The sequence below is a fragment of the Mycoplasmoides fastidiosum genome (assembly GCF_024498275.1).
GTDB classification, from domain to species: Bacteria; Bacillota_I; Bacilli_A; order Mycoplasmatales; family Mycoplasmoidaceae; genus Mycoplasma_N; species Mycoplasma_N fastidiosum.
In genome coordinates this window covers 785,747-809,507 of the sequence record NZ_CP101809.1, presented here as the reverse complement: position 1 = coordinate 809,507, position 23,761 = coordinate 785,747, and the positions used below count along the sequence as shown (strand labels likewise).

16 protein-coding genes and 8 tRNA genes are annotated in these 23,761 nt (G+C 34.1%); 8 read left to right on the top strand and 16 right to left on the bottom strand.

The features are described from left to right. Positions 1-2: 2 nt before the first annotated feature. From iolE to NPA10_RS02780, 4 genes are all read left to right on the top strand, one after another. Entirely contained in the window at positions 3-899 is an 897-nt protein-coding gene (gene iolE / locus NPA10_RS02795; RefSeq protein WP_256547194.1) for a myo-inosose-2 dehydratase, read from the top strand. Positions 900-911: 12 nt separating this feature from the next. After that, positions 912-1,979: a Gfo/Idh/MocA family oxidoreductase gene (locus tag NPA10_RS02790; protein WP_256547193.1), complete on the top strand. Its 1,068-nt coding sequence runs from the start codon at positions 912-914 to the stop codon at positions 1,977-1,979. 477 nt (positions 1,980-2,456) lie between these two features. Continuing rightward, positions 2,457-2,849, top strand: coding sequence for an NINE protein (locus NPA10_RS02785; protein WP_256547192.1), 393 nt, complete (start codon positions 2,457-2,459; stop codon positions 2,847-2,849). Next, positions 2,849-4,528: a sodium:solute symporter family transporter gene (locus tag NPA10_RS02780; protein ID WP_256547191.1), complete on the top strand. Its 1,680-nt coding sequence runs from the start codon at positions 2,849-2,851 to the stop codon at positions 4,526-4,528. The genes NPA10_RS02785 and NPA10_RS02780 overlap by 1 nt, the downstream gene beginning before the upstream one ends. Positions 4,529-4,777: 249 nt before the next feature. On the opposite strand, the gene NPA10_RS02775 is transcribed toward NPA10_RS02780, so the two are convergent. Beyond that, positions 4,778-6,010 carry a phosphoglycerate kinase gene (locus NPA10_RS02775; RefSeq protein WP_307292045.1) on the bottom strand — a complete coding sequence of 411 codons (1,233 nt, stop codon included), beginning with the start codon at positions 6,008-6,010 and terminating at the stop codon, positions 4,778-4,780. 35 nt (positions 6,011-6,045) lie between these two features. Continuing rightward, positions 6,046-7,053, bottom strand: a complete 1,008-nt coding sequence (gene gap, locus NPA10_RS02770; protein ID WP_256547189.1) for a type I glyceraldehyde-3-phosphate dehydrogenase — start codon at positions 7,051-7,053, stop codon at positions 6,046-6,048. 655 nt (positions 7,054-7,708) lie between these two features. Between gap and NPA10_RS02765 the strand changes: the two genes are divergently transcribed. From NPA10_RS02765 to NPA10_RS02750, 4 genes are all read left to right on the top strand, one after another. Continuing rightward, complete coding sequence (locus NPA10_RS02765) at positions 7,709-13,822, top strand: ABC transporter permease (RefSeq protein WP_256547188.1); 6,114 nt, start codon at positions 7,709-7,711, stop codon at positions 13,820-13,822. A 155-nt stretch (positions 13,823-13,977) separates the two neighbouring features. After that, positions 13,978-14,736 (top strand): hypothetical protein, encoded by a 759-nt coding sequence (locus NPA10_RS02760; protein ID WP_256547187.1) that lies wholly within the window; start codon positions 13,978-13,980, stop codon positions 14,734-14,736. After that, positions 14,736-15,041, top strand: a complete 306-nt coding sequence (locus tag NPA10_RS02755) for a hypothetical protein (RefSeq protein ID WP_256547186.1) — start codon at positions 14,736-14,738, stop codon at positions 15,039-15,041. Before NPA10_RS02760 ends, NPA10_RS02755 begins: the two co-directional genes overlap by 1 nt. 17 nt (positions 15,042-15,058) lie before the next feature. Further along, entirely contained in the window at positions 15,059-16,033 is a 975-nt protein-coding gene (locus tag NPA10_RS02750; protein ID WP_256547185.1) for a hypothetical protein, read from the top strand. Positions 16,034-16,084: 51 nt separating this feature from the next. On the opposite strand, the gene NPA10_RS02745 is transcribed toward NPA10_RS02750, so the two are convergent. The 14 genes from NPA10_RS02745 to NPA10_RS02680 all read right to left on the bottom strand — a co-directional run bounded on the left by NPA10_RS02745 (position 16,085) and on the right by NPA10_RS02680 (position 23,638). Further along, complete coding sequence (locus tag NPA10_RS02745) at positions 16,085-16,696, bottom strand: dephospho-CoA kinase (RefSeq protein ID WP_256547184.1); 612 nt, start codon at positions 16,694-16,696, stop codon at positions 16,085-16,087. A gap of 119 nt (positions 16,697-16,815) precedes the next feature. Beyond that, the gene (locus NPA10_RS02740; RefSeq protein ID WP_256547183.1) at positions 16,816-17,166 is read right to left on the bottom strand and encodes a YigZ family protein; all 351 of its coding nucleotides are present in this window, start codon (positions 17,164-17,166) and stop codon (positions 16,816-16,818) included. A gap of 14 nt (positions 17,167-17,180) precedes the next feature. Then, entirely contained in the window at positions 17,181-18,026 is an 846-nt protein-coding gene (locus NPA10_RS02735) for a TIGR00282 family metallophosphoesterase (protein WP_256547182.1), read from the bottom strand. After that, positions 18,026-20,224, bottom strand: a complete 2,199-nt coding sequence (locus NPA10_RS02730) for an ATP-dependent helicase (RefSeq protein ID WP_256547181.1) — start codon at positions 20,222-20,224, stop codon at positions 18,026-18,028. Before NPA10_RS02730 ends, NPA10_RS02735 begins: the two co-directional genes overlap by 1 nt. A gap of 48 nt (positions 20,225-20,272) precedes the next feature. Further along, entirely contained in the window at positions 20,273-20,992 is a 720-nt protein-coding gene (locus NPA10_RS02725; RefSeq protein WP_256547180.1) for an RDD family protein, read from the bottom strand. Positions 20,993-21,196: 204 nt separating this feature from the next. Next, positions 21,197-21,272: transfer RNA gene (locus NPA10_RS02720), tRNA-Phe, on the bottom strand. A gap of 4 nt (positions 21,273-21,276) precedes the next feature. Continuing rightward, a tRNA-Asp gene (locus NPA10_RS02715) sits at positions 21,277-21,353 on the bottom strand. Between the two features lie 3 nt (positions 21,354-21,356). Then, positions 21,357-21,433: transfer RNA gene (locus NPA10_RS02710), tRNA-Met, on the bottom strand. An 87-nt stretch (positions 21,434-21,520) separates the two neighbouring features. Beyond that, a tRNA-Ser gene (locus NPA10_RS02705) sits at positions 21,521-21,611 on the bottom strand. 54 nt (positions 21,612-21,665) lie between these two features. Beyond that, positions 21,666-21,742: transfer RNA gene (locus tag NPA10_RS02700), tRNA-Met, on the bottom strand. Between the two features lie 6 nt (positions 21,743-21,748). Then, positions 21,749-21,825 (bottom strand) — tRNA-Pro (locus NPA10_RS02695). A 49-nt stretch (positions 21,826-21,874) separates the two neighbouring features. Beyond that, positions 21,875-21,951: transfer RNA gene (locus tag NPA10_RS02690), tRNA-Arg, on the bottom strand. Between the two features lie 5 nt (positions 21,952-21,956). Continuing rightward, positions 21,957-22,031: transfer RNA gene (locus NPA10_RS02685), tRNA-Cys, on the bottom strand. Between the two features lie 107 nt (positions 22,032-22,138). Continuing rightward, entirely contained in the window at positions 22,139-23,638 is a 1,500-nt protein-coding gene (locus NPA10_RS02680; RefSeq protein ID WP_256547179.1) for a dicarboxylate/amino acid:cation symporter, read from the bottom strand. Positions 23,639-23,761 lie beyond the last annotated feature (123 nt).

Sequence of the window (23,761 nt, the reverse complement as noted above, 5' to 3'; positions counted from 1 at the left end):
TTATGTTGCATTTTTCAAATGTTAAATTAGCAGCAGCTCCGATTGGCTGGGCTAATGATGATTTAGTTAGTATTGGTGCTTCAACCACTTTTGAACAAATCATCTCAGAAATGGCGTTAGCAGGTTATCAAGGGACAGAAATTGGGAATAAATACCCTCGGGATACCACTGTGCTAACTAAAGCTTTAGCACTACGAAACTTAGAAGTTGCTTCTGCGTGGTTTTCAAGTTATTTACTCACCAAACCTTATGCTGAAGTTTTAACTGCTTTTAGCAAACATGTTCATTTTCTTAAAGTAATGGGTGCTAAAGTTGTGGTTGTATCAGAACAATCATACAGCATTCAACAAGCGCCAGTGGGCTTGTTTGCGCACAAACCAGTTGTTGATGATCACACATTTAGGTTGTTAGCAGAAAAACTAAATGATTTAGGTGCTTACGCCCAATCTCAAGGTTTGAATTTAGTCTTTCACCACCACATGGGCACAATTGTGCAAACTGCCAACGAAACTCGCAAGTTATTAGCTTACACTGATCCAACTAAAGTTTTTTTATTATTTGATACGGGTCATTTTTTCATGAGTGGTGATGATCCAGCGCCTTTAATTTTGGAATTTGGTTCCCGAATTAAACACGTTCATTTAAAAGATGTGCGTTCAGAAATTGTTGAACAAATGCGCGAGCAACAAACCAGTTTCTTAGATGGGGTTTTATGGGGAATGTTCACAACCCCTGGGACGGGTAGTTTAGATTTTGCGTCAATTTTTCAGAATCTACACCAAATTAATTATCAGGGATGAATGGTGGTTGAAGCTGAACAAGATCCGGAAAAAGCTAACCCGTTTGAATATGCTTTAAATGCTTTAGCTTATATTAAACAATTCATTAGTTACGAATAGGAATTATTTCAGATGTTACCAATTCGGATTGGTGTGGTTGGTTTAGGTCGAATGGGGTTCACTCATGCGCAAAACATTCACACCCAAATTGCTTCTGCTCAGTTAATTGCTTTATGTTCAATTGATGATCAGGCTGCTTACTGGGCCAAAACATGAAATATTCCCTATCATTATCAAGATTATGCAATGATGTTAGCTAATCCAGAAATTGATGCAGTGGTAATTGTTTCGCCCACTCCAGACCATCCCCGTCAAATTAAACAAGCTTTATTAGCTGGCAAGCACGTGTTTTGTGAAAAACCCTTAGGAACTGATTTAGCTGAATGTTATGATTTAGTCAATTTCGCTTTAAAGCAAACTAATCAAGTGGTTCAAATTGGGTTTATGCGTCGGTATGATCGAGAATTTGCAGCAGCAAAACAATTACTCGAAACTGGAGAAATTGGTCGACCGATTTTAATTCGGTTGTTTTCTCAAGATCCTGAAGTCGATATAGCCAACATGTTTCGATTTGGTCCTAGTTCAGGCGGGCAGTTTGTTGATGTTTCAGCTCATGATATTGATTTAATGATTTGGTATTTGCAAGCCTATCCCCAACGAGTTTTCAGTTTGGGTAAGGCTTATAAGTATCCCGAATTTGCCACTTGAAATGATGGGGATGTCGTGGCAGGCATGATTGAATTTGATAATCAACAAATCGGCATTCTCATGGCTTCTCGCATCAGCAGTAATGGTTATCAAGCTCAAGGCGAAATTATTGGCACTAATGGTCATTTAACGATTAGTCTACCATCTAATGCAGCCAGCCAAATTAATTACATTAATGCGAATGGGCACCAGCAACAAACTTATCGCAATTTCAACGAGCGGTTTGCAACTGCATATGTAGCTGAATTACAAGCTTTTGTTAACCGAATTCACCAACAAGACTATGATAATCGCGCCTTAGTTGATGCTTTAGTCAACATCGAAACTGCATTAGCTTGTCAGCAAGCGTTTGTTACCCGGCAAATTGTTGATGTCAACTTAAATGCCGCGAAAAATTTATTAGCAATTGCTTCTAAAAAATCGGTCCCATAAAACCCAGTTTTTATGGGTTATTTTTTGGCCATACCACAAAAATCATAATTTAAAAAATTTCTTGCCATTATTAGGACAAAGTAGAAAAAATTTCAATCTGGAAAAATAATTGAAATATTTTTTTGAAATTATTTTCTTTCTTTTGATCAAAAATTTGCAATTAATTTTAAAGGCATATAATTATTTTGAATAAATGAAAATGAAGAATAATTTTCCTGAATTGACGGGATTTTTGTTTATTCATAATGAAATAAAATTAAGAATTTTCAATTAAAAACCTTTTTCTGGAATTAGTAGTTGGTTCAACAAAATCAAAATCATTACAGGTTAGTTTAATTCAAAATAACAACCAAATTCGATACATTGATCAGAAAAAGCTTTTTAACAAAATCATTACAATGAAATTTTTTGCTACTTTTTAATTCATTAATTGCAAAAAATAACAACTACAGTAAAAGAAAAAATCCATTAGAAATTATGAAAAATAAAATACGAATTGATGGAAGAAACAAAATTACCTTAGTTTGGCTAACTTTATTAACTGGACTGTTTGGTTTGGAATATTTTTATGTTGGCCGTAAGGAGTTGGGTTTTGCTAAATTAGGATTTTCTTGGGTTGGTGCAACTGTAATTACTCTGGCTTGGGTAATTTATGGTTCTAATCCAATTGTTTCTACAACTGGGTATGGTGGAGTGGTTTCTGCTTCTTGAATCGGTGCAGCGATCTTATTCATTAGTTTAATTTGAAGCTTCATCAACCTTGGTTTCATTCTTGTCGGTAAATTCCGTGATAACACTAATACCCCAATTAATGCGTGAAATAGTAGTTACCAAGAATGAGTTGAATATTTAATTAAAGGAGAACAATAGTGTCCCCGCTAGATATAGTTATTTTAGTTATCTACTTGATAGGGGTTTCTGGGTTAGGTGGTTTTTTCTGATTCATTCAGCGAAGACGGAAACAAAATTCCACCAATAACTTTTTTACTGGAGGCAGTAAAAACCCGATTTGAGTAGTTGGTTTGTCCATTTGAGCAACCATTTTATCTTCTTTGTTTTTTGTGAACATTACTGGTCAAGTAGCCACTGGGGCCTGAATGTGAGTTGGGCCGAACATTGCATTAATCGGCATCACCCCGTTTGTGGCAATGTGAGTTATTCCGTTCTATCGTCGGTTGAAAGCTTCAACCGCTTATGCTTATTTGCAAGAACGATTTAACTACGCTTTAAGAGCAATTAATTCTGCGTCCTTTATTATTTTCCAAATTTTCCGGGTTGCAATTGTGTTATTTGTGCCAATCATTGCATTAACAGCAGTGGTTGATGTGAGTCCTTACATCATGATTGTGGTTGTGGGAATTATTGTTGCTTTATTAACCGCATTTGGTGGTTTTAAAGCGGTAATTTGAGCTGATGCAATCCAAGGGATTGTTTTATTAGTGGGAATTGGAGCAGTTTTAATTGGGGCTTTAGTGAAAACTAATTATGGTTCTGATACTTTAGTTTACCAATCCATCTTAACCAAAGAAAGTTGAAAACTAAGTTTAGCTCAGGGGGGAATTTCCTTCTTATTCTTGTTCAACATTATTAATTCCATGTACGCGTTTATGGGGTCTCAAGATGTGACCCAACGGTATAAAGGAACTCGTAATATTGCCCAAATTCGCAAAACTTTATACATTTCTTCTTTCTTAGGGGTTATTACTGTACTTTTATTCTTTGGCGCTGGTTCTGCGTTATATACTTATTATTCCACTGTTCCAGGAGCAGATGTTAATGATTTATTCAAATCAATTGGTGTAAGTCAAAATACCTTCATGATTAATTTTGTGAAAAATGCTTTACCAATTGGATTTGTTGGCTTGATTTTAGCAGCCATTTTTGCTTCTTCTCAGTCTACTATTAGTTCTGGTTTATCTGCATTAGCTAATTCCATTATCGTTGATTTTATTCAACCAATTACCAAACACAGTAAATCCGATCGTTACTACTTATGATTCTCCCGTATTTTAGTACTTGTGTTTGGGGGAGCAGCTATTTTGTTTGGGGTGGTATTAATTTATGTGAAACAAACCGATTTACTAAACTACTTTACCGGATTTGTTGGCTTATTGAACGCGCCAACTGTTGCGGTGTTCTTATTAGGCATCTTTAGTCGCCGGGCTAATTCGGTGGGGGTTTTAATTGGAATTATTATTGGGTTTATCATTGGTATTCCGTTATGATTATTAACCCAAGGATTTATTCCAGAAAGCGCCCGAATTCAATTCCACGGGGTGTGATTAACTTTAACCACCTTCTTTACTACACTGATTTTAGGTTATGTGTTTTCATTAATTGCTAACCGTTTTGGCCACCAGCCAACTCCTGAAAAATTAGTGAACCACACCATGCAATTCCGGACTAAAGAGTTCAAACAATTAACCCGGTTAGAATCTTCTTTAGGTAAAATTGCAACTTTAGTTAAAAAAGGTCAATTAAGTCAAGAATACTTAGATTTAGCTGAAGAAAAAATTGAACAATTAGGAACAATTGTAAGCAACCAATAATTAATCTTTCATTATTCATCCAAATTGTTATTATCTAAATTAAATCTTTAAAAATCCTTGCTAATAAAATAGCAGGGATTTTTTCTTTACTTGTTGAGTTTGTCTTGATCTTAGTTAGTGTGTAATTGAACAATAAGACCAATAGTTATTGTACTAATTGAAAATGACTGAAGCAGTCAATAAAAAAACGCTTAAACTCAGTTTAAGCGTTTTTGTTTTTAAAGGATTAATTGCTAGACTAATTGGCAATTATTTATCAGCAATAGCACTAATTCCGGGTAAATTTTCTTCTTCCATATAAGTTAGAGAAGCACCCCCACCAGTGGAAATGAAACTAACTCCTTGACCATGATTAAATTGTTGGTAAGCTGCTGCAGAATCACCCCCACCAATTAAGGTAAATGCATGGTTTTTAGCCGTAATTTCTTGAATTTTATTAGCAATGGCTCGGGTTCCGGCTTCATAATGACTAAACTCAAACACCCCCATAGGACCGTTTCAAACTACAGTTTTTGCTTGGTCTAAAATGTTATTAAATTTGGTAATTGAATCTGGTCCAATATCTAACCCAATCCAATCGCCCCACTCAGCAGCTGAGGCATTAGCTACTAAAACTTTTCCAGGCAAATCAGCAAATGAAGGCGCGGCGTGAGTATCGATAGGAATCACTAATTTTTCGCCATAAGTTTGCATCAATTCCCGACATTTATCAACCATTGATTGATCTAACATGGATTTTCCAATTGCCTGGTTATTGGCTTTTTTAAAAGTATAAGCCATACCTCCACCGATTAAAACATAATCAGCTTTTTGAACAATTCGTTCAATCACTTTTAGTTTGTCAGAAATTTTTGCGCCCCCTAAAACAGCGACCAAAGGTCGCTCAAATTGATCGCAAGCTCTAGCCAAATTTAGTAGTTCTTGTTCAATTAAAAACCCAATCGCAGATTGGGTAACATTCGAAGCAATTCCGACATTTGAAGCATGAGCTCGGTGAGCAGTGCCAAAAGCATCGTTCACATAAATTGGGGCTAAGCTAGCCCAAAATTGGGCTAATTTAGGATCGTTTTTTGATTCAAGTTTCACCACGTCACCTTGATCATTAACATCTTGATAACGGGTATTTTCTAAAACTAAAACTTCACCCAAATCTAAATTTTGAACTGCTTCAGTTACAGCGGTTCCAGTGTTAGCTGCTAAAAAACGAACTGGTTGTTTTAATAATTCGCCCATGCGCGCAGCTACTGGGGCTAAACTTTTTTTCCCGCTTAATTTATCTTCTAAAGATTTAATGCGGGATAAGTGACTTAAAACAATGATTTTACATTTGTGTTCAATCAAGTATTGTAAAGTTGGTAATGATTGAACGATACGAGTATCATCTCCAACCACTCCATCTTTTAAAGGAACATTTAGATCCAACCGTACTAAAACGGTTTGCTGGTCTAAATTTAAATCCCGAATGGTTTTTTTATTGTAGATCATGAATAAAATTTAATTAACTAATAAATGGTTTATTAAAGATTAGCCATGTGAATTAAAGTTCGCACTAATTGGTTCACATATGATGTTTCATTATCATATCAAGTGAATAAACGAACTTCACCAGTTGGTTGCACTTTAGTTAATAGAGAATCGAAGATAGAACCAGCAGTATTCCCAATAATGTCAGCTGAAACTAATGGAGCATCAGAGTAAGCAAATGATTCGTTAGCATTCTTTTTCATTTCGGCATTTAATTGTTCAACGGTCACTGGTTTTTCCACAAATAAAGTTAAATCCACTAATGAACCCGCAATTACAGGCACACGGTGAGCAAAACCGTCTAATTTACCCACTAATGAAGGAACAACTAAACCAATTGCTTTAGCAGCTCCGGTTGTGGTTGGCACAATAGAAGCCGCAGCAGCTCGAGCTCGACGTAAATCAGAGTGAGGTGCATCTTGTAAGCGTTGGTCCGCAGTATAAGCGTGGACAGTAGTCATCGTTCCAGATTTAATGGTAAACGCTTTATCGATGAAGTGAACCACTGGAGCTAAAGCATTGGTTGTACATGAAGCAGCAGATACAATTTGGTCTTCAGGTTTTAGGATTTCGTGGTTTACGTTGTAAACAACAGTTTTCATTTCTCCAGTTCCTGGAGCAGAAATTAACACCCGTTTAGCTCCAGCTTGTAGGTGTTGTTCAGCTGCTTCTTTTTTAGTGAAGAAACCAGTACATTCAAGAACGATGTCAACACCTAATTTTTCTCATGGTAAGTTTTTTGGGTCGCGTTCAGCATGAACGGGGATGGATAAAGTTTGACCAGACTTTAGGTCGCTAACTTTTAAGAAACCATCTTCAGCTTTCACGTCATAACCCTTTAGTTGACCTTGAGCGCTGTCATATTTTAGTAGGTGAGCTAATGTTTTTGCATCAGTTAAGTCATTAATGGCAACAACATCTACTCCTTTTTTTTCAAGTAATGTTCGAAATGCCAAACGACCAATTCGACCGAAACCATTAATTGCAACTTTTCTATTCATATAGGATAATAATTTCCAAAATTAAGATGTATTTATTTAATAAATAAATGTGATTTTCAGTAATTAGTTACGATTTAATCACATCAATTAATTATAACATTATTAAAATAAAACCAACAGATCCTTACTAATTAGCTCTAGGATCAACTTTTAATATATTAATTAACAGAAGATTAAATAAACTCCGAATCTAGTTTAATTTTCTATTACAGAGATGTACACAACAAAATTAATTAACCAAAAAACGACCATCACTAGTTGGGATATTTGTTAAATTTGCCGCAAAATTTGGTAAAACTAGAATTCACTATTAAATTCTTTGAAATTATACGACTGAAAAATCACTCCTGATTTTTATCTAATCGTTTTCGAGAAAAAATGGAAAAAAATTTCAAAATCATGCTGGGTTTAGCGATGGTTTTTTTAAGCGATTTTTTCGGTTTTGTAATATAATTCAAAAATATTTCCATTGAAATTTTCGGCAATGGAAAATATTCATTATTTATCACATTTAAAATGTTGAAGAAAAAATTCTTGCTGGAATTTTTTCTTTTTGAATTTCCTAATAATAAAATTTTTTTCTTTTTGCTATTGCCAAAACAAAATTTATTAATTCTATTTTGTAATAACAATCAGATTATGAAGGAGAATAATTTTGCTTGTTTTTTTAAAAAACATTTTAAGAAGCATTCGCAATAATTGATTATCAATTTTCTCGCTAGTGTTCTTTATCTCTGTTATTAGTATGGTGTACTCAGCAGCCACCAACTTAATTACTAATTTGACTACAAGTGTTCATAACATTAACAGCCGAAGTCAATTACATGATGCAGTCATTAATCCAACTTATGGTTATGGTAATGGGGATTTTGTTCCCACTGCTGAAGCGAAATACCGTTCGCGGGTTGTAACTGCCATTAATTCAACTGCGGCTCGGGTTTATAGTAAAGCAAATGGTAGCACTGACTATGTTTTAGGAGCTGCAGTTTCACCAATTCACAATAGCAATGCAACTCCGCCTTCATGCTTTCAACCAGGATCACAGTTCTCTCAGCCATTACTGATCTATAACTTTTTAAATCCTAATGATTTGGAATTTGATACTAACGGAAATCTGATTAGTACTGAAATTTTAGTAACTTCACAATGTGGAGTAACTGGAGCAGTTAGTGACGCTACTGTATTATCTGCTCAATCAGGTGTTGGAGCTAATGTTGTTGGATACAACTATGTGAAAGCAATTTTTGGAAATTACAATACCCAAAATAGTGATCAAATTGGTATTAACGAAATTAGTTCTGGTACTTCTTTTTTAGCAAAAGCGCAAGGTGTAACTGATACTAGTGGCCAATACAATGGTTTAATTCCGGTTGCTCGAACTGTTAATGAAGCAGTGAACGAACTAACTCCCGAATTAGAAAATAACCAAATTAAATGAACTAAAAGTTATCAGTATTTTTATAATTATTTCAAAAATCCTGCTCCAAACCAACCTACTTTCAATTTAACTAATTTTGACCAAACCACAGCAACCAAGTATTTAGAACCATTAACTAATAGTTTGCGAGTTGATAGTTTTCAAGCAGCTGATATCAATAATGCTTTACAAAATTTAATTAATAAATACAATTTAAATGAAACAACTACAACTAGTGGTGGTGGAACCAGTACTCCTGAAAAAACTTATGACTTAGATAAGTTTGTTCAAACTATTTACAAAATTGTTTTTTATAAATGAAAAACAATTGGGGGCACTTCAACTATTCAAGATGCTTTAAACCAATTAAAAACTAATAATGCAAGTGAAATCCAAACTTATTTAGGCACTAATAATACATCATTTGATAGTTTAAGCGATCCCCAAAAATTTATTTTCACTTCCACTAGCAATTCTAATCGAGCTGGTTTTATTGAACTTTGAACTAAACTAAACAACGAAGAAAAAACTCATCTTTTAGACTTAACTCTTGAGGGAATTAATAATTCAATTAGTGCCAACAATAATGCTCGTTCTCGGGATCAAATGGCCTTGATTCGGAATTTTATTGTTAAACACGGTATGTGGACTGTGGACAATGTTTTGAATGACTTTGAGTTTTTAAACCCTCAAACTAACATGAAAGAGACTTATAACATTCCTCGGAACGATGTTAAGTCCATTATTGTTAACCAAACTTCTGAAAGTAATAATCCAACTACCACAACTACACCAACTAATTCAGCATCACAATCAACCCAAACTACTAATTCAGCTAACAGTTCTGAAACAACTTTAACACCAACTGAACCCAATAATGCTTTGATGAGCTATAAAATCATTCAAAGTAATTTCCAAGACAGTTCTGCACCTGATGCTGAATATGTTAATAAATTAATTATTTTTAGCGGAAATGAACTGTTTTATAAACCATCATACAGTAACTACCAAATTCTGCAGAATTGATTAAACTTACGAAACATTCGCCGTGATTTAGCGCCTGCTCAAGACATTCCGTTCATTCGAATGTTATTACGGGCAAATTTTTCATCACCAAAAATTCGTGAAGTTTTTGATAAATACTTAAAAATTCTAGAACACGAAGATCGACAACAAACCATCTTTTTAACTGGTCCTGAACGAATTCAAATTCAGGATTATTTGAATCAAATTCAAAACGGATTTTGAAACTATAACGGTCATGAACTAGTTTTTAATTTTACTTCAGTTGACTTTTTCCGTCCGTTAAATACAATTGATGCACAATTACAAAAATTTTCTCAAGTTCCAGCTCCAGCTTATTTAAGTGATACAACTGCTCCATTTATTGTTGTTTCACCTGAGTTTGCACGACATTTTGATAAAAAACCCATTAGTGATGAAGCGTATGAAAACTTTAAGTTATTAGCTAATTCTGAACAAATCAACCAGCAACAATGAGAAGCAGAATTAAATAATTTCATCATTGATCCGCGTAATTCCCAAAATATTTTAAATGCGGGCGGAGTACAAGCGATTATTGTGGGAACTGGGTTAACTGCAGATTTTGTTTTTCCATCCATTTCCCTATTTAATTTGATTCCTGATCCATTACACGAAGTTTTAGTTTATGTCAACGAAAATGGTTACAACAAATACTTAGCAAATAATCCAGCGGGTATGACTGAAAACTACATTTCAGTTTTAGTGCCTGAACAGATTAAAGAAGCTGGATTAACTACCCAATTTCTAGATAGTTTACGAACTGCGGTTAATGAATATGCGCCTAGTGGCACGATTTTCTATAATGCTGATGATACCAGCATGACTTTTTCAGCTAGTGCTTACCGAGTTGTTTTTGTTGATAACATCATTAAAATCCTGAATTTAGTCAGTTATTTTTTAATTATTATCGTGGCGATCTTAACCCTATTTGGGGTAATCGTGTTAGTGCGACGTTACTTTAAAAACAACTCTAAAGTATTTGGGAACTTAGGAGCAAATGGAATTTCTAAACTAACGATCATTTTATCTTCAGTGATCTTTGTCACCATTCCTGCTTTAATTGGACCAATCATTGGTTATTTTGTGGGATTATTCACCCAAAATACGTTATTTACAATCTTAAGTAATTACTGGTTCTTAGATTCGAGTCCAGTAGAGTTTAATTATTTAACCTTAATTTATTATGTGTTAATTCCGTTAGGTATTTTAGGTTTAGTAGCAATTATTGCTTCAACCCTAACCTTACGGGCTTCTTCATTAGCATTAATGCGTGAAAGTCCCATTTTCAAACAAAACCGTTTTAGTCTGAAATTGAACGGATTATACAATTCGTTTACTCCATTATGAAAATTCCGGTTGATTGTGGCAACTAACTCCTTACCCCGGATTTTATTACTATCGGGAATGAGTTCGCTGATGATTATTGTGTTGGTGTTTATTTTCTCTAACATTGGTCAATTTGGCCGAATTGCTGAAAACGAACAAACAACCAAACGTTATGATTATGCCGTTCAATACCGCACTCCAACTGTTGAACATACTCAAGCTCCGCTTCTTTCTTACCAACAGTTAGGACAAACTTATTTAAATAACATTAGCCAAAAAATTGATACAGTTTATCAACTGCCAAATACAACAAAACCTGAAAAAGCGACACTAAATGTTAGTCCAGCTAATCCGTTATTAGTGGCTTCGAACATCAACAACTTTTTTCAAGATAGTGCTGCACGTTATGGAGATCAGTTCAACCAACAATTAGCTGATAACCCTGTAACCGCTTTAGAACAACTAAATCAAAAACTCCATTTTAACCCAGCAAACACTGGTCGATGAGCCCGAAACAGCATCTTATCCCATTTTTTATTACGTTCAATTTGGGATGAGAGTCAAAAAGCTTATAAATCAGTGAGTTTACCAAGCCCAGAGGAACCAAAACACCGAGTATTCTATTATTCTTCTGAAGCCGCGAATCCGCATGGTTCTCAAACCACAACTAATTTAAATATTATTAATTTTGCTGATATTCAAAAACACAACAGTTTATTTAGTCCTGATATTACCAAACAAACCACTTTCTACTATTCTGATTATGTACCAGTGGAACAAGCTAACCGGGAGGATAAAAAATTAATTTTAGCTCCAGATGGCACACCATTATTTCAACCATTATCTGATCTGTACCGGACTAAACAACCGTTATTAAAAAATAATAATGGAACAGGAACTGAATACATTTCTTATACTAGTTCAACCGAAAAAGAAATTAATTCTGAATCTAGTACTGAAAACCAAGACTTCCAAGAATTTGATTATGGAACTAATCAAAAAGTGAAGTTACCATTATTAAACCGGTTATACCGGGACAATGCTAACTACTGAATTTTCTCCATGGATGACCGAGCTAACAGTCAGTATGATCTGAACTTTTTACAAAACCGGGTGTTGGTAAAAATTCTGTTAGACAACACCATTAAAGTGAATGATTTTAGCTTGAAATTAAACATCAACATGTGAGATATTATTCGGCCCACAATCGAACAAGCTTCTCCAGCGATTTTAAATCAAATTGATAAAAATAATGTTAACTTAATTCGGAACATTATTCAAAGTCGCTATGGTGCTTTCTTCTTGAACCGGTTCTTTTCCATGCACCAGTTGAGCAATCCGGTAACTAATTTTAATGATGGGGATGTATTTAATGGTGAACCAAGTTATTTAGTTCGTCCTGAAGATTTAACTGCAATCAATAATAATCCAAGTTCAAACGAAACAACAATTGTGCCTGGATTATATTATTTAGACAGTACTAAAACCGTTTATTTATACATTAATCCGTTTCCCCGGGATAGTGATAATCATCCCGAAAACCGTTATTCAATTTTTGCCTTATTCCGTCCTGACTTCTTGTATTTAATTCTTTCAATTCTAAATGATCCAACGTTTGCTAATCCCCAAGTTGGTCCAGTTAAACTAACTTTTGGCAACCAAATCACTAATCCTGATTATAATCGATCCAACCAGCAATGAACTACTACAGGTAATCCCGAAGTTGATAGTCAACAAAATGTTGGAATAACCGCCTCTGGTTTTAGTCGGGAGCCAATCGATTATGATCGGTCTGTTAATGGGGATCAAACTTTTACTTATTTAACCGGAAAAATCAAAAACATTGATGGCAATGTGGCTATTACTGGTATTAAACAAGATCCCCGGGGTTCTTATTTAAAACTGCGCGATGATAATAACCAAATTATTAACCAACGTTTGTATCAAGAGCCCGAAATTGATCAAACAACCAACACTCCCGTGTACCCGATGATCATTAATTTATTCACAGCCCAAAAATATAATTTGGGTGTAGGGGATTATTTAGATTTTGCTCCGGATAATGATGCTGACCGGTTTGCGGCCAAAATTGCGTTACAACCTCACCAACCCCAAGCTCGCTTCAAAATTGTTGGTTTAAATAATACTTATTTCCAATCCGCCTTTTTTGTTTCCCAAAAATCAGCCAATACCATTTTAGGTATCAATCCCGAATATGGTTATAACGGTTTCTTTACCAAACTAAAAGATCCAAGTCAACAACCAATTCAATTTACTTCGGCTTTATCAGTCTTTTCAGAATCTGGAATTTACTCACCAGCCCAGTTTGATCCTCGTTCAGCAGTAACTAAAGAATTGTTCTTACAGCCCCAAACCCAAGTGGGCAACGTGATTATTCCAGCAAACTTAGATATTTTACGAACAATGTTTAACTTACCAGCTAATTTGACTGGTACAGACGATATTATTAATGCTTTCCGCGAAGTTTATGGTGAATCCATTATTAATCCATGAATTACGACTTTAGATGATTCAAGCACAACCAACTTGTTGTTCACCAAATTATCAACAACAATGCAGGCTTTAGTAACGATTATTCTGATTGTCTTTATTCCGTTATTAATCATCATGGTAATGATGGTGACCTCATTAGTGATTGATGATCTAAAACAATTATCAGTAATCATGATTATGTTAGGATTTAATAACTGGGAAAATGCGGTGACTGTTTTAACTTATTTAATTCCGGTCTTAGCAATTGCTTTAATTGTGGGTGTACCTTTATCAGTGCTATTCTTACAAACTTATGTAGGAATTATTTTAAGTGCAATCTCTTTATTGATTCCAATCAAAATGGTGCCGTGATACTTCTTATCAAGTATTGGAATTTTAGTAGGCATTTTCACCTTTGCTTTTGGTCAATCTTACATTAAACTAAAACGAATTTTCTTACCAATTGCAATGAAATCTTTTGGAGATTAGATTGATTCAATTTAGTGCCAATATTTAATACTCAAATTAAACCAGCAACCAATTAAGATTGCTGGTTTTTTGTTTATTGAAACTTTCATTCTCCTTTTTGGATTTTTAAGCTTAATAAATAGCTGAACTAAATCAGTAACAGAAAGGAACAGATGATGTTACATTCAAACCAAAAACTTAATTTTGAACAAAAAGCTTTAAAACAAGCTGGGGCTGCTGCAAGAGTATTAAATGCTAGTGCGCGCAGTTTAAGCCGGATTAACCAATCACCTAAAGTCCCAGGGTTAAAAGCAACAAGAAGCAGATCTCGAACAGCCACGCTTAAATCTGTGGCTGCAGCAACAGCAAAAACAACCCGAACTCGAAAAACTAAAAATAATTTAGAGCCAACTGATCAACCAACCACCAGACGGGGTCGGAAACCACAAAGTTTAATTGAACCGCAGTTAGCAATGTCTACTTCAACAACTAAGTTGAATGATTCTCTAGCTACAGTCGCTCCAACTTCATCATCGGGTTATTTGCGTAGGACATTCGACAAGCTAAAAAACGGCATCAAATCAGTTTTATATGATCCTAAAAGTAAAAGTAAAACCACATTGGGAATGAGTAATGGTCGATTATACCAATTAGGAGTTTGACCAATGGCTGTGGCAGCAAGTGCGGTTGGATTAATTTCTAATATTCAAACTGCGAATGAAATTATGAATGAAAAACCTGAACCCCAACAAATCTATTATGATCGCAATGGACAGCAACGTGTGCTTTATTCCCGGTCAGCAACTAATTATTCCGAATTAGAACGTCGGAAGAATCGTTATGCAGTTGTGGCTAGCAAAATGCAACCATTTTTACGAATTCGGGCAAACCCGAATGATTCAGCAATTAGCTTTGGAGCACCATGATTTTTCTAATGAATAAACCATCACTAAAAAAACTAAGCTTAGATGCAAAAATGCGCACCCGCGGGGGTGGAGTGACGTTTAGTGTGATCTTGGGAGTTATTGGTTTAATCCAAACTATTTCCATGATCATTCCCGTAATTGTTAATTTTTTTGCTCCCGAACAACCTGAAGAACCAGTTGTTGTGCCTAATCCGCATTTAGCTGCAACAGCATCTAATTCCACCCCAAGAAAATCAGAATCGTCCCAATATGCCCCGCGGTATTTAAATTATATTAATAAACCAAGCGAAGGCATTAATGTGATACACGGATAAGCGTTAGGACGCCTAGTATGAACAAGAATATTGTTTTGAGTTTTAAAAAACAACCAATTGATTTTAATCAACCAATTGTGGTCAGTCAGTATTTTAACCAAAACCTTATTTTACGAAAATGAAAACGTAAATTAGAAAAGAGCCGGTTAAATCCCCAATTACAACAACGCTTATCAATGGAATTATTTGCTGAATTAGAACAAAAAACTTTTTTATTTGCAGCAATAAATTTAATTAAAAAACATTATCAAATTAGTTTGGACTTAGCTAAAATCCAAATTGCACAACTAAATAGTCATCTAGTTGATGAATTGGTTTTACAAGAATTTTTTCGGGATTATCAAATTCAAACTGATCCATCAGATTTAATTGCCTTTCAACAGTTATTACCTAATTTAAATCAAGTGAAATTTGAAAAATTTTTATTAGCTAAAAAGTTTTGAGAATTTGTTTTTACGAGGTTTCAATTTGAATTTGATTATTCAGTTTTGTTAGATTATTTGATTTATAAACAAGCCGCTTTACCAATTGCTTCATGCCGGCGGTTTAATAACTGACGAAGATTAGACCAGTGGTGTGATTATCACGATTTGAAAATGACAATTCGGTTTTTACCCCAGACTTTTTTAATTTTTTTATGAAAACAGAATAAGTGAAACTTTTTGAACCAGACTTATTTGAAAAAACAAGTTGAGTTATGAAAACCAAATAAAAAACAATTAATCAACTTACAATTAAAAGAGCATAAAAATAACAATGATATTAAAACGATTAAAGTACAACTGCTCAAACAAATTAGTAATTTTGATGATTTGAATTTTCACCAGTATCAAAAACTTTTTATCAACTTATTTACTACTAGACTAGAAAAAAACTGAACTCCTAAAACCAAAGACAATTTACAAAATTTATTGAAGGAGGTTTTTAACGAAATTATTCATCATTACTTGTTTTTTGATTTACTGGTGTCATGAAATACTGAATTAATTTAGCAAAACAACAAGCAATAAAAAACCTCTTAATTAAAATTAAGAGGTTTTTGTTTATTTGATGTTTTCGGTTTTAATATGAAAACGTTTACGTAAATATTTAGGAAGAATTTCATCAATCGCATTAATTACATTGGTTGTTAATTGATTGATTGTGGAATTGTTTTCAACTATTTTTCAACTTGAATGAATTTCAGGACTTAAATAATAAGCTGCAACACCTGGTTTTTCTTGAAGTAAATTATCACGCTTTAAATAAATAACATCATCAACAGCATCACGGAAAAATTGGTGATCATTAACATAAGTGGCTAACTCCACAAAAATTAATTCATCATTAACTGAAGCTTGATTTTTTAATTCAACTAACTTAGATTTAATAATCGGCAACATTGCTGCATTTAACTTGCGTAAGTTTTGGTTTTGATTAGTTTCTGGATCATGACCAGTCATTAATCATTCTTTAATGGCTTCGCGTTTAACCCCTTTTTGATCCACAAATTGGTCACCTAATTTAGTTTGGATTACATTATAGCCGCGTTCACCATAAGCATAGATATCATGAATTCATTTATCCACACTAAAAACATGATAGCCTTGGTTTTTAATGATTTCTAATCCGACAGATTTTCCTGAGCCTTTTAGTCCGCTGATGATTATCAACATGTTAATTTATTATGATTTTAATTTAAATATTTTGATTATATCATAACTAAATTTGACAATGAAAAATGCCCAATTTATCGGGCATTTTTCTTGATATTTTCATTTTTTATGATAAGTGTTTAAACTTCAAAAACTAATTTAGCAGCTTCTAAATATGCTCGAAACAAACCGCCATAACCAAGTTTGACTCCACCAAAATAACGGACAACAACTAATAAGTAATTAATTTTTTGATGTTGCACTAACAAATTAAATAAATTTTTTCCAGCCACTCCTTTGGGTTCACCAGCATCAGATAATCCAGAAATAAAATTTTGGTCATCGGTTTTTAAATAAAACGCATAACAAATATGGCGGGCTTTTTTATGAGTACGTTTAAGTTCTTGCAAAATTTTTGTGATTTCAGTTTTGGTTGTTACGGGATAAAGTTGAGCATAAAACTTAGATTTTTTAACTTCGTGTAAATGCATTGTCGTTATAAAAGTTAATTAATTTGCTGAATGATACTAGTACCACTTAAGCGATCTTCTTTAAGAATTAAGGGTCAAAATTGTTGAATTTGGTTTTGGTCATTAAATTCCATTACCACCGCACACAATTGTTTTAACCCAGATGCTACATCTAATTTAAATTTTTTTGAACGAGCAAAAAAGACATCAAGAATTGTTGCTGGATCTCCGCCAATAATCCCTTCAGCTGGTCCGGTCATTCCCACATCAGTGATGTAAGCGGTTTGATTATAAATTTGAAAATCATTAGTTGGCACATGAGTATGGGTACCTAAAATGGCATCCACTTGACCATTGAAAGCACGTAAAAAAGCGTTTTTTTCACTAGTGGTTTCGGCGTGAAAATCAACGATGTGAATATCATGATCGTGATGTTCAGCTAAAAAATTTTCGAAGTAGGCAAACGGATTTAAAATATAAGATTCATTGGTATGAAAGTCAACAAACCGGACTGTACTTCCCAATAAATTACTAATGCGAATGCGAATATTTTGAAATTCAACAACAACTGAACCCACTCCTACATCATGAAATTGATAAGTAGAAGCTAAATTTAAAGGACGAATAATATCTGGTTTTTCTGCTAAAACTTTTAAACCCTCTTTTTTTGCTCAAGTATGATTACCCATTGTAATGAAATCAATTTTGGCATTTTTTAGTTCTTCATAAATACGGGGAGTAATGCCTTTACCATGAGCCGCATTTTCTGCATTGGCGATCACAAAATCAATTTGGTGGTCGGTAATAATTTGGGCTAAGTTCTGTTTAATGATTTCGCGTCCTGGAGCTCCGAAAATATCGCCAATAAAAAGAATGCGCATTAGTTTTTTAATAATCCGATCTTATCTGAATTAGCGACAATATCAATGGTTTTATTTTTGCTAGGAAAGAAAATTTTAGCAACTTTCATTTTGTCATTTAAAATACCAATTTCTCTAATTTGTCCAGATCCAAACCAAACATGTTCAACTAAAGCTCCAACCTTTAAACTTTCTTCAGGAATGCCGCTTAAAGTTCGTGAAGTTTTATTATTAGTGGTGATTTTTGTTTCAAAAAAAGAATCATGACTCATTCGACTTTTAGTAAAAGTATTACCTAAACGTTCAACATCAGCACATTTTTCAGCTTCTAATAAAAAAATTGAAGGTTCAGCACTGGTTTTAGTATCTCAAGAATAGCCACTCGAACAAGATAAATATAACCGATCCATTGCTCGGGTATAACCAACATAAGCTAAACGGCGTTCTTCTTCAAGTTCACCTTTTCGCGAAGATGGAAATTTGCCTTGATCCATTTTAATAACAAAAACATATCGGTATTCCAAACCTTTAGAAGCATGAATGGTCATTAAATTAATTTTTTTGTTGCGATCCTGATCTGCGCTTTGTTCATCAATGTTTAAATAAAGGGTAAGCTCATCAATGATGTCAACTAATTGTTTTTCTGGTTCATCTTTTAGTTTTTCAGCGATGGAATTAATTAACTGTTCAATTGCATCGATGCGATATCGATCAGCATGAGGATCTAATGAAGCTTTATAGCCACTTATTTCAAAAATATTTCAAATTAATTTTCCAATGTCACTAGTATCTAATTGACGAATATTGGTTAATAGTTCACAAAAACCAACACAGCCATTAATGGCTTGTTTTCGTAAATTAGGAACTTGTTCAGCTTGGAAAAAGGCTTGGTATAAACTAATTTTATTTTCCAAAGCATAATCTTCTAACAGATCTAAAGTAGTATCAGAAATACCTCGTTTAGGAATATTACAAACTGCTCGTAAAGCAGCTGCATCATCAGCAATAATTAGTTTTAAGTAAGAAATGATGGTGCGAATTTCTTCGCGATTATAGAAGTCAACTCCACTATGAACAATATACTGAATCCCACGTTGAACTAAAACTTCACTAATCTCTTTATTGAATGCATTATTGCGGTATAAAACTAAAACATCGCTAAACTGAAAATCACTTACTTCAGTTTCTAATTTTTGAATTTGATCACAAACCCAATTGGCTTCATCATTAGGATTATCAGCAATATAAGAGAAAATGGGAAAACTAGCAGCTCGTTCAGTAAATAAATTTTTATCAATTCGACTAGGATTATTTTTAATTAAAGTATTGGCAACATTTAAAATTTTTTGAGTTGAGCGATAGTTTTGTTCTAATTTAATAATTTGATGATCAGGATAAAAATCAAGAAATTCGTCAATAATTTCAGGACTAGCTCCCCGTCAACCATAGATGGATTGATCAGGATCGCCAACTGCAAAAATATTACGGGATTTAGCAGCAATTTTATTAACGATTTCTAATTGTAAGGGTTCAGTATCTTGGAACTCATCAATTAAAATAGCTTCAAAATTATTTTGTCAATAGTCCAAAGCAATCGGATTTTGCAATATTTCTCTTGTTAGTGATAAAATGTCATCAAAATCTAAAGCATTATCATGTTCTAATTGATTAACATAAGCCCGAAAAAGTTGTTTAAAAACTTCATAAACCTTATAATCGCCTTCGCCAATGCTTTGATAAAACAGTTCTGGGCCAACTTCTTCTGGTGTATAACCTTGACCTTTAAAATGTAAAATGAAGTTTAAATAAGTACTAGGTTTTAATTTTTTATCAGTATAACCAATTTTAATTTTTTTTAAAAATCGGGTAATTAAAGCTCTTTGAGCGGGTGCATCAATGATCGAAAAATTACTAGAACGACCAATTAAGTTGATGTGTTTTCGTAAAATTCACACACATGAACCGTGAAATGTGGAAATATTGCGAGGAGTATTATTGGGACATTCTTGTTGGACGCGTTCACTAATTTCTTTACTAGCTTTTTTTGTAAAAGTAATTGCCCAAATTTTTTCTGGATTAATACCCATCGCGTTAATTAAAAACGCAATGCGTTGGGTAAGCACAAAAGTTTTGCCAGTTCCCGCACCTGATAATACTAAAGTGGGTTTTAATTCAGCTTCAATTGCTTCTAGTTGACTTTGATTAACTACACGATTCATATTTGATTAATGATTTTTTACACTTTCTTTAATTTAAATAATTCCATGCTATTGGGATTTTTTGGGTCTAAAGTCAACAACATAAATTCTTGCTGCACTATCTTGTCAGCTGCGCCGTTTTTGGGCCCAGTAAGTGTTAATTAAATAAAGGAATTGCACCAAAAAAACGCCTCAAAATAAAACTGAAAAAAAAGTTGAAACCGCTTGTAAAGCAACAGAGCTATCGTTTTGTTGTTGGCGGAACATCATGTTAATCATCACTAAAAAAACATTTTGTTCCAATTTTAAATTGGCCATAACAATACTGAAAAGCAGCATTAAAAGGGGAAATAAAAACAAGGGAACTAATTCTTTCTTAAACAACCGCAATAGTTGTAGCTTAATGGTACTAACTTTTTCGGTTTCATTCACAATTCGGATTTTAAACAAATAACCAAATAAGGTTCACCCATGGCTTAATTTGGTCAGAACTAAAAAATATAAACCATAAATAACTAGTAAATAAGCTCAAAACACAATTAGGCGTCAGCTTTGGTAATTACTTTCTACTGGTGATAAATTATTAAATCATGCAAAATTTTCAGCAAACGAATGATTGGGACGAAAAACTAGAATCAGCAGAAAAATAATTAAATTACTAATGTACAAAAGCAATAAATCCAACCCCCGGACAATAATCCGTTTCACCCCCCCACTAAAAAAAAATCGTTGTTCGACCCGTGGAGTTTGGGTTGGTTTAAGCTTTAATTTATGTTTTGCTTTTTTCATAATAAACAGGAACAGAGCAAACTTCCATAAGCTTATATTATACAATTAATCTTTCAAGCTATTGATGGTTTGATTATTTTTTTAAGTTTTAACAACAGAAATCCCCAGTACAACCGTACTGGGGATCATAAAAGCTATAATATATGGTTAATTAAATATAAAAAAAGATATGAACTAAAAAACGACCAAGAACAAAAAAACAAATGGTGGCTTCAGGCAGAATCGAACTGCCGACACACGGTTCTTCAGACCGTTGCTCTACCGACTGAGCTATGAAGCCACAATGGCGGAACTGACGGGATTCAAACCCGCGATCTCCACTGTGACAGAGTGGCGTGTTAGGTCTCTACACTACAATTCCGTATGGTTGCGGGAGTAGGATTCGAACCTACGACCTTCAGATTATGAGCCTGACGAGCTAACCAACTGCTCCATCCCGCGATAAAAGTAGTTTTTTCAGGTATACTACTAAAACCCACATTACAGCCTAATAATTATATATGAATAACCCGGCTTTTTGTTAAAAAATGGCGGAAGCTGAGGGATTCGAACCCCCGCGCGCATTGCTACGCCTCTCGGTTTTCAAGACCGATCCCTTCAACCACTTGGGTAAGCTTCCATGAATAACCCATTTAGAAAATAAAAAGGGGTTATTAATTTAATAATTGTATTCTGGTGGCTGAGGTGAGACTCGAACTCACGACGTCTCGGGTATGAACCGAGCCCTCTAACCAGCTGAGGTACTCAGCCAAAAAATGGTCGGGATAACAGGATTTGAACCTGCGACCTCTTGGTCCCAAACCAAGCGCTCTACCAAGCTAAGCTATATCCCGAAGAAAAACAAGTTAAATCAAATTTAACTTGTTTTAGAACAATTTATAATGGCACACCCGACAGGGCTCGAACCTGCGACCTTCAGTTCCGCAAACTGATGCTCTATCCTACTGAGCTACGGATGTAAAATTGGAGGTGTCTGTCAGATTTGAACTGACGCATATGGAGGTTGCAGCTCCAGGCCTTACCACTTGGCTAAGACACCATCTGGAATTTTCAACTACTGTTACATTATACAGAAAAAAATATTTAGTTTTGATTAATATAAAATGTTTCTGTATGCGAATTGTTGAAAAATTCCCATTTTTTAGATTAAGCGGACTTAATTGGTTCTGGTTTTCATTTTTTTATATGCTTAATTAATCTAGATTTTTTGGGATTTTTACTTTGATAATCTCCAGCTACTGCAGCCATAATGATCCCGTTCACATTTAAAAAAGTTCGGAACATGTCGATCACTGGATCAATTGCTAATAGTGCGCCAATTGTTGCTCCAAACGGTAAATTAGTGATAGCAAAAACATTTCGGGTAACAACCGAAGCTACTCCAGGGACTCCTGATAAACCAAAAGAACTGAAAAAAGTTCCAAAAAACAAGAAAACTAGAAAAATAATTGTGGAACTTAAATCCATTTCACCAAACGGATTATCAACAAATAAAACAAATCCCGCGGCCATTGTTGGATATAACGCCCCACAAGCAACCATGCCCATTGTTGTGCCTAAAATTGGCATCGTTGAAGCAGTGACTTGATCGGTGCGAAATTCATTTTCTAATGATTTTTGACTTAAAGGAGTGGTTAAATTTGATGAAGAAGTTAAAAACGCACTTAAAAGAGGCTTAGCAGCTTTTTTCAAATAAGCAACGGGGTTAAGTTTGGTTTTGTACCAAATAAACCCTAATTGCACCAAAAATAACAATAACATTGCTAAAAAGAACACAATCACAAATCAGGCTAAAGAAATAAATAAATTCCCGCCATTACGAATAATTGCACTAATGAATAAACCAAACACCCCAATTGGTAAGAATTCAAAAATTAAATCAGCAATTACATTAAAAACTTTGAACCCAGCTACTAAAAAATCACTAGCTAAACCAAAGTGTTTGTCATTAGGGTGATGTTTTTTACCTAAATAAACAGCAAATCCTAAAATTAATGCAAAAACTAACACACTAATAGAGAAAAAACTAAACCCTGTTGAACCCAAAACATTGCGGGGTAATCAACTGACAATAGTTAATAAAATACTAGTATAAGCAGGAGATTCAATTTTACCTTGGTTAAATTGCAAACTAATGTTAGGCAGTATCCGAAACACTTGAAATAAAGCAATTCCTAACAGAACCGCCAATGCTACAGCTATTAGCATGTATTTAATACTGTGAGCTAAGGATTTAGAATGGGTGTATGTTGCAATTTTGCTCCCAATCCCAAAGAAAATTAAAGGTCCAACTACTAATGAAATTGAACTGGTAAATACGGTTGCATAAATTCGGGTTAACCCGTTCACTTCATAAATTCAGTCATAAGCATATGCTTTAGTTCCATCAGCAGCTTCAAGCACAGTTAAACCTTTAAATCGATTTAATCCCGCAAAGACTAATCCTAAAACTAAAGCACCAATAATCGCAAAATATAAACTAAAGTTTCAAGCTAAATGGGCTTTAGCAGGTCAAACTTTTTTCGTAAAAATACGAATGGTCACCACCATCAAAATTAATAAAAGTGAAACCGCAAAAAAGGCATATGATTGAGCAAAAGAAATTCCTAAAAAGGATTTAAAAAAATTATCTGATTGAACTGGCATGAGTTAGTAAATTAATTATTTTTTGACTGATTTTATTTCAAGACAAAATAAAAAACAGATACTCATTTACTAAAAAATGATGTATCTGTTTTCATTATTTCTTCGGTTTTTTCTAAAATTGTT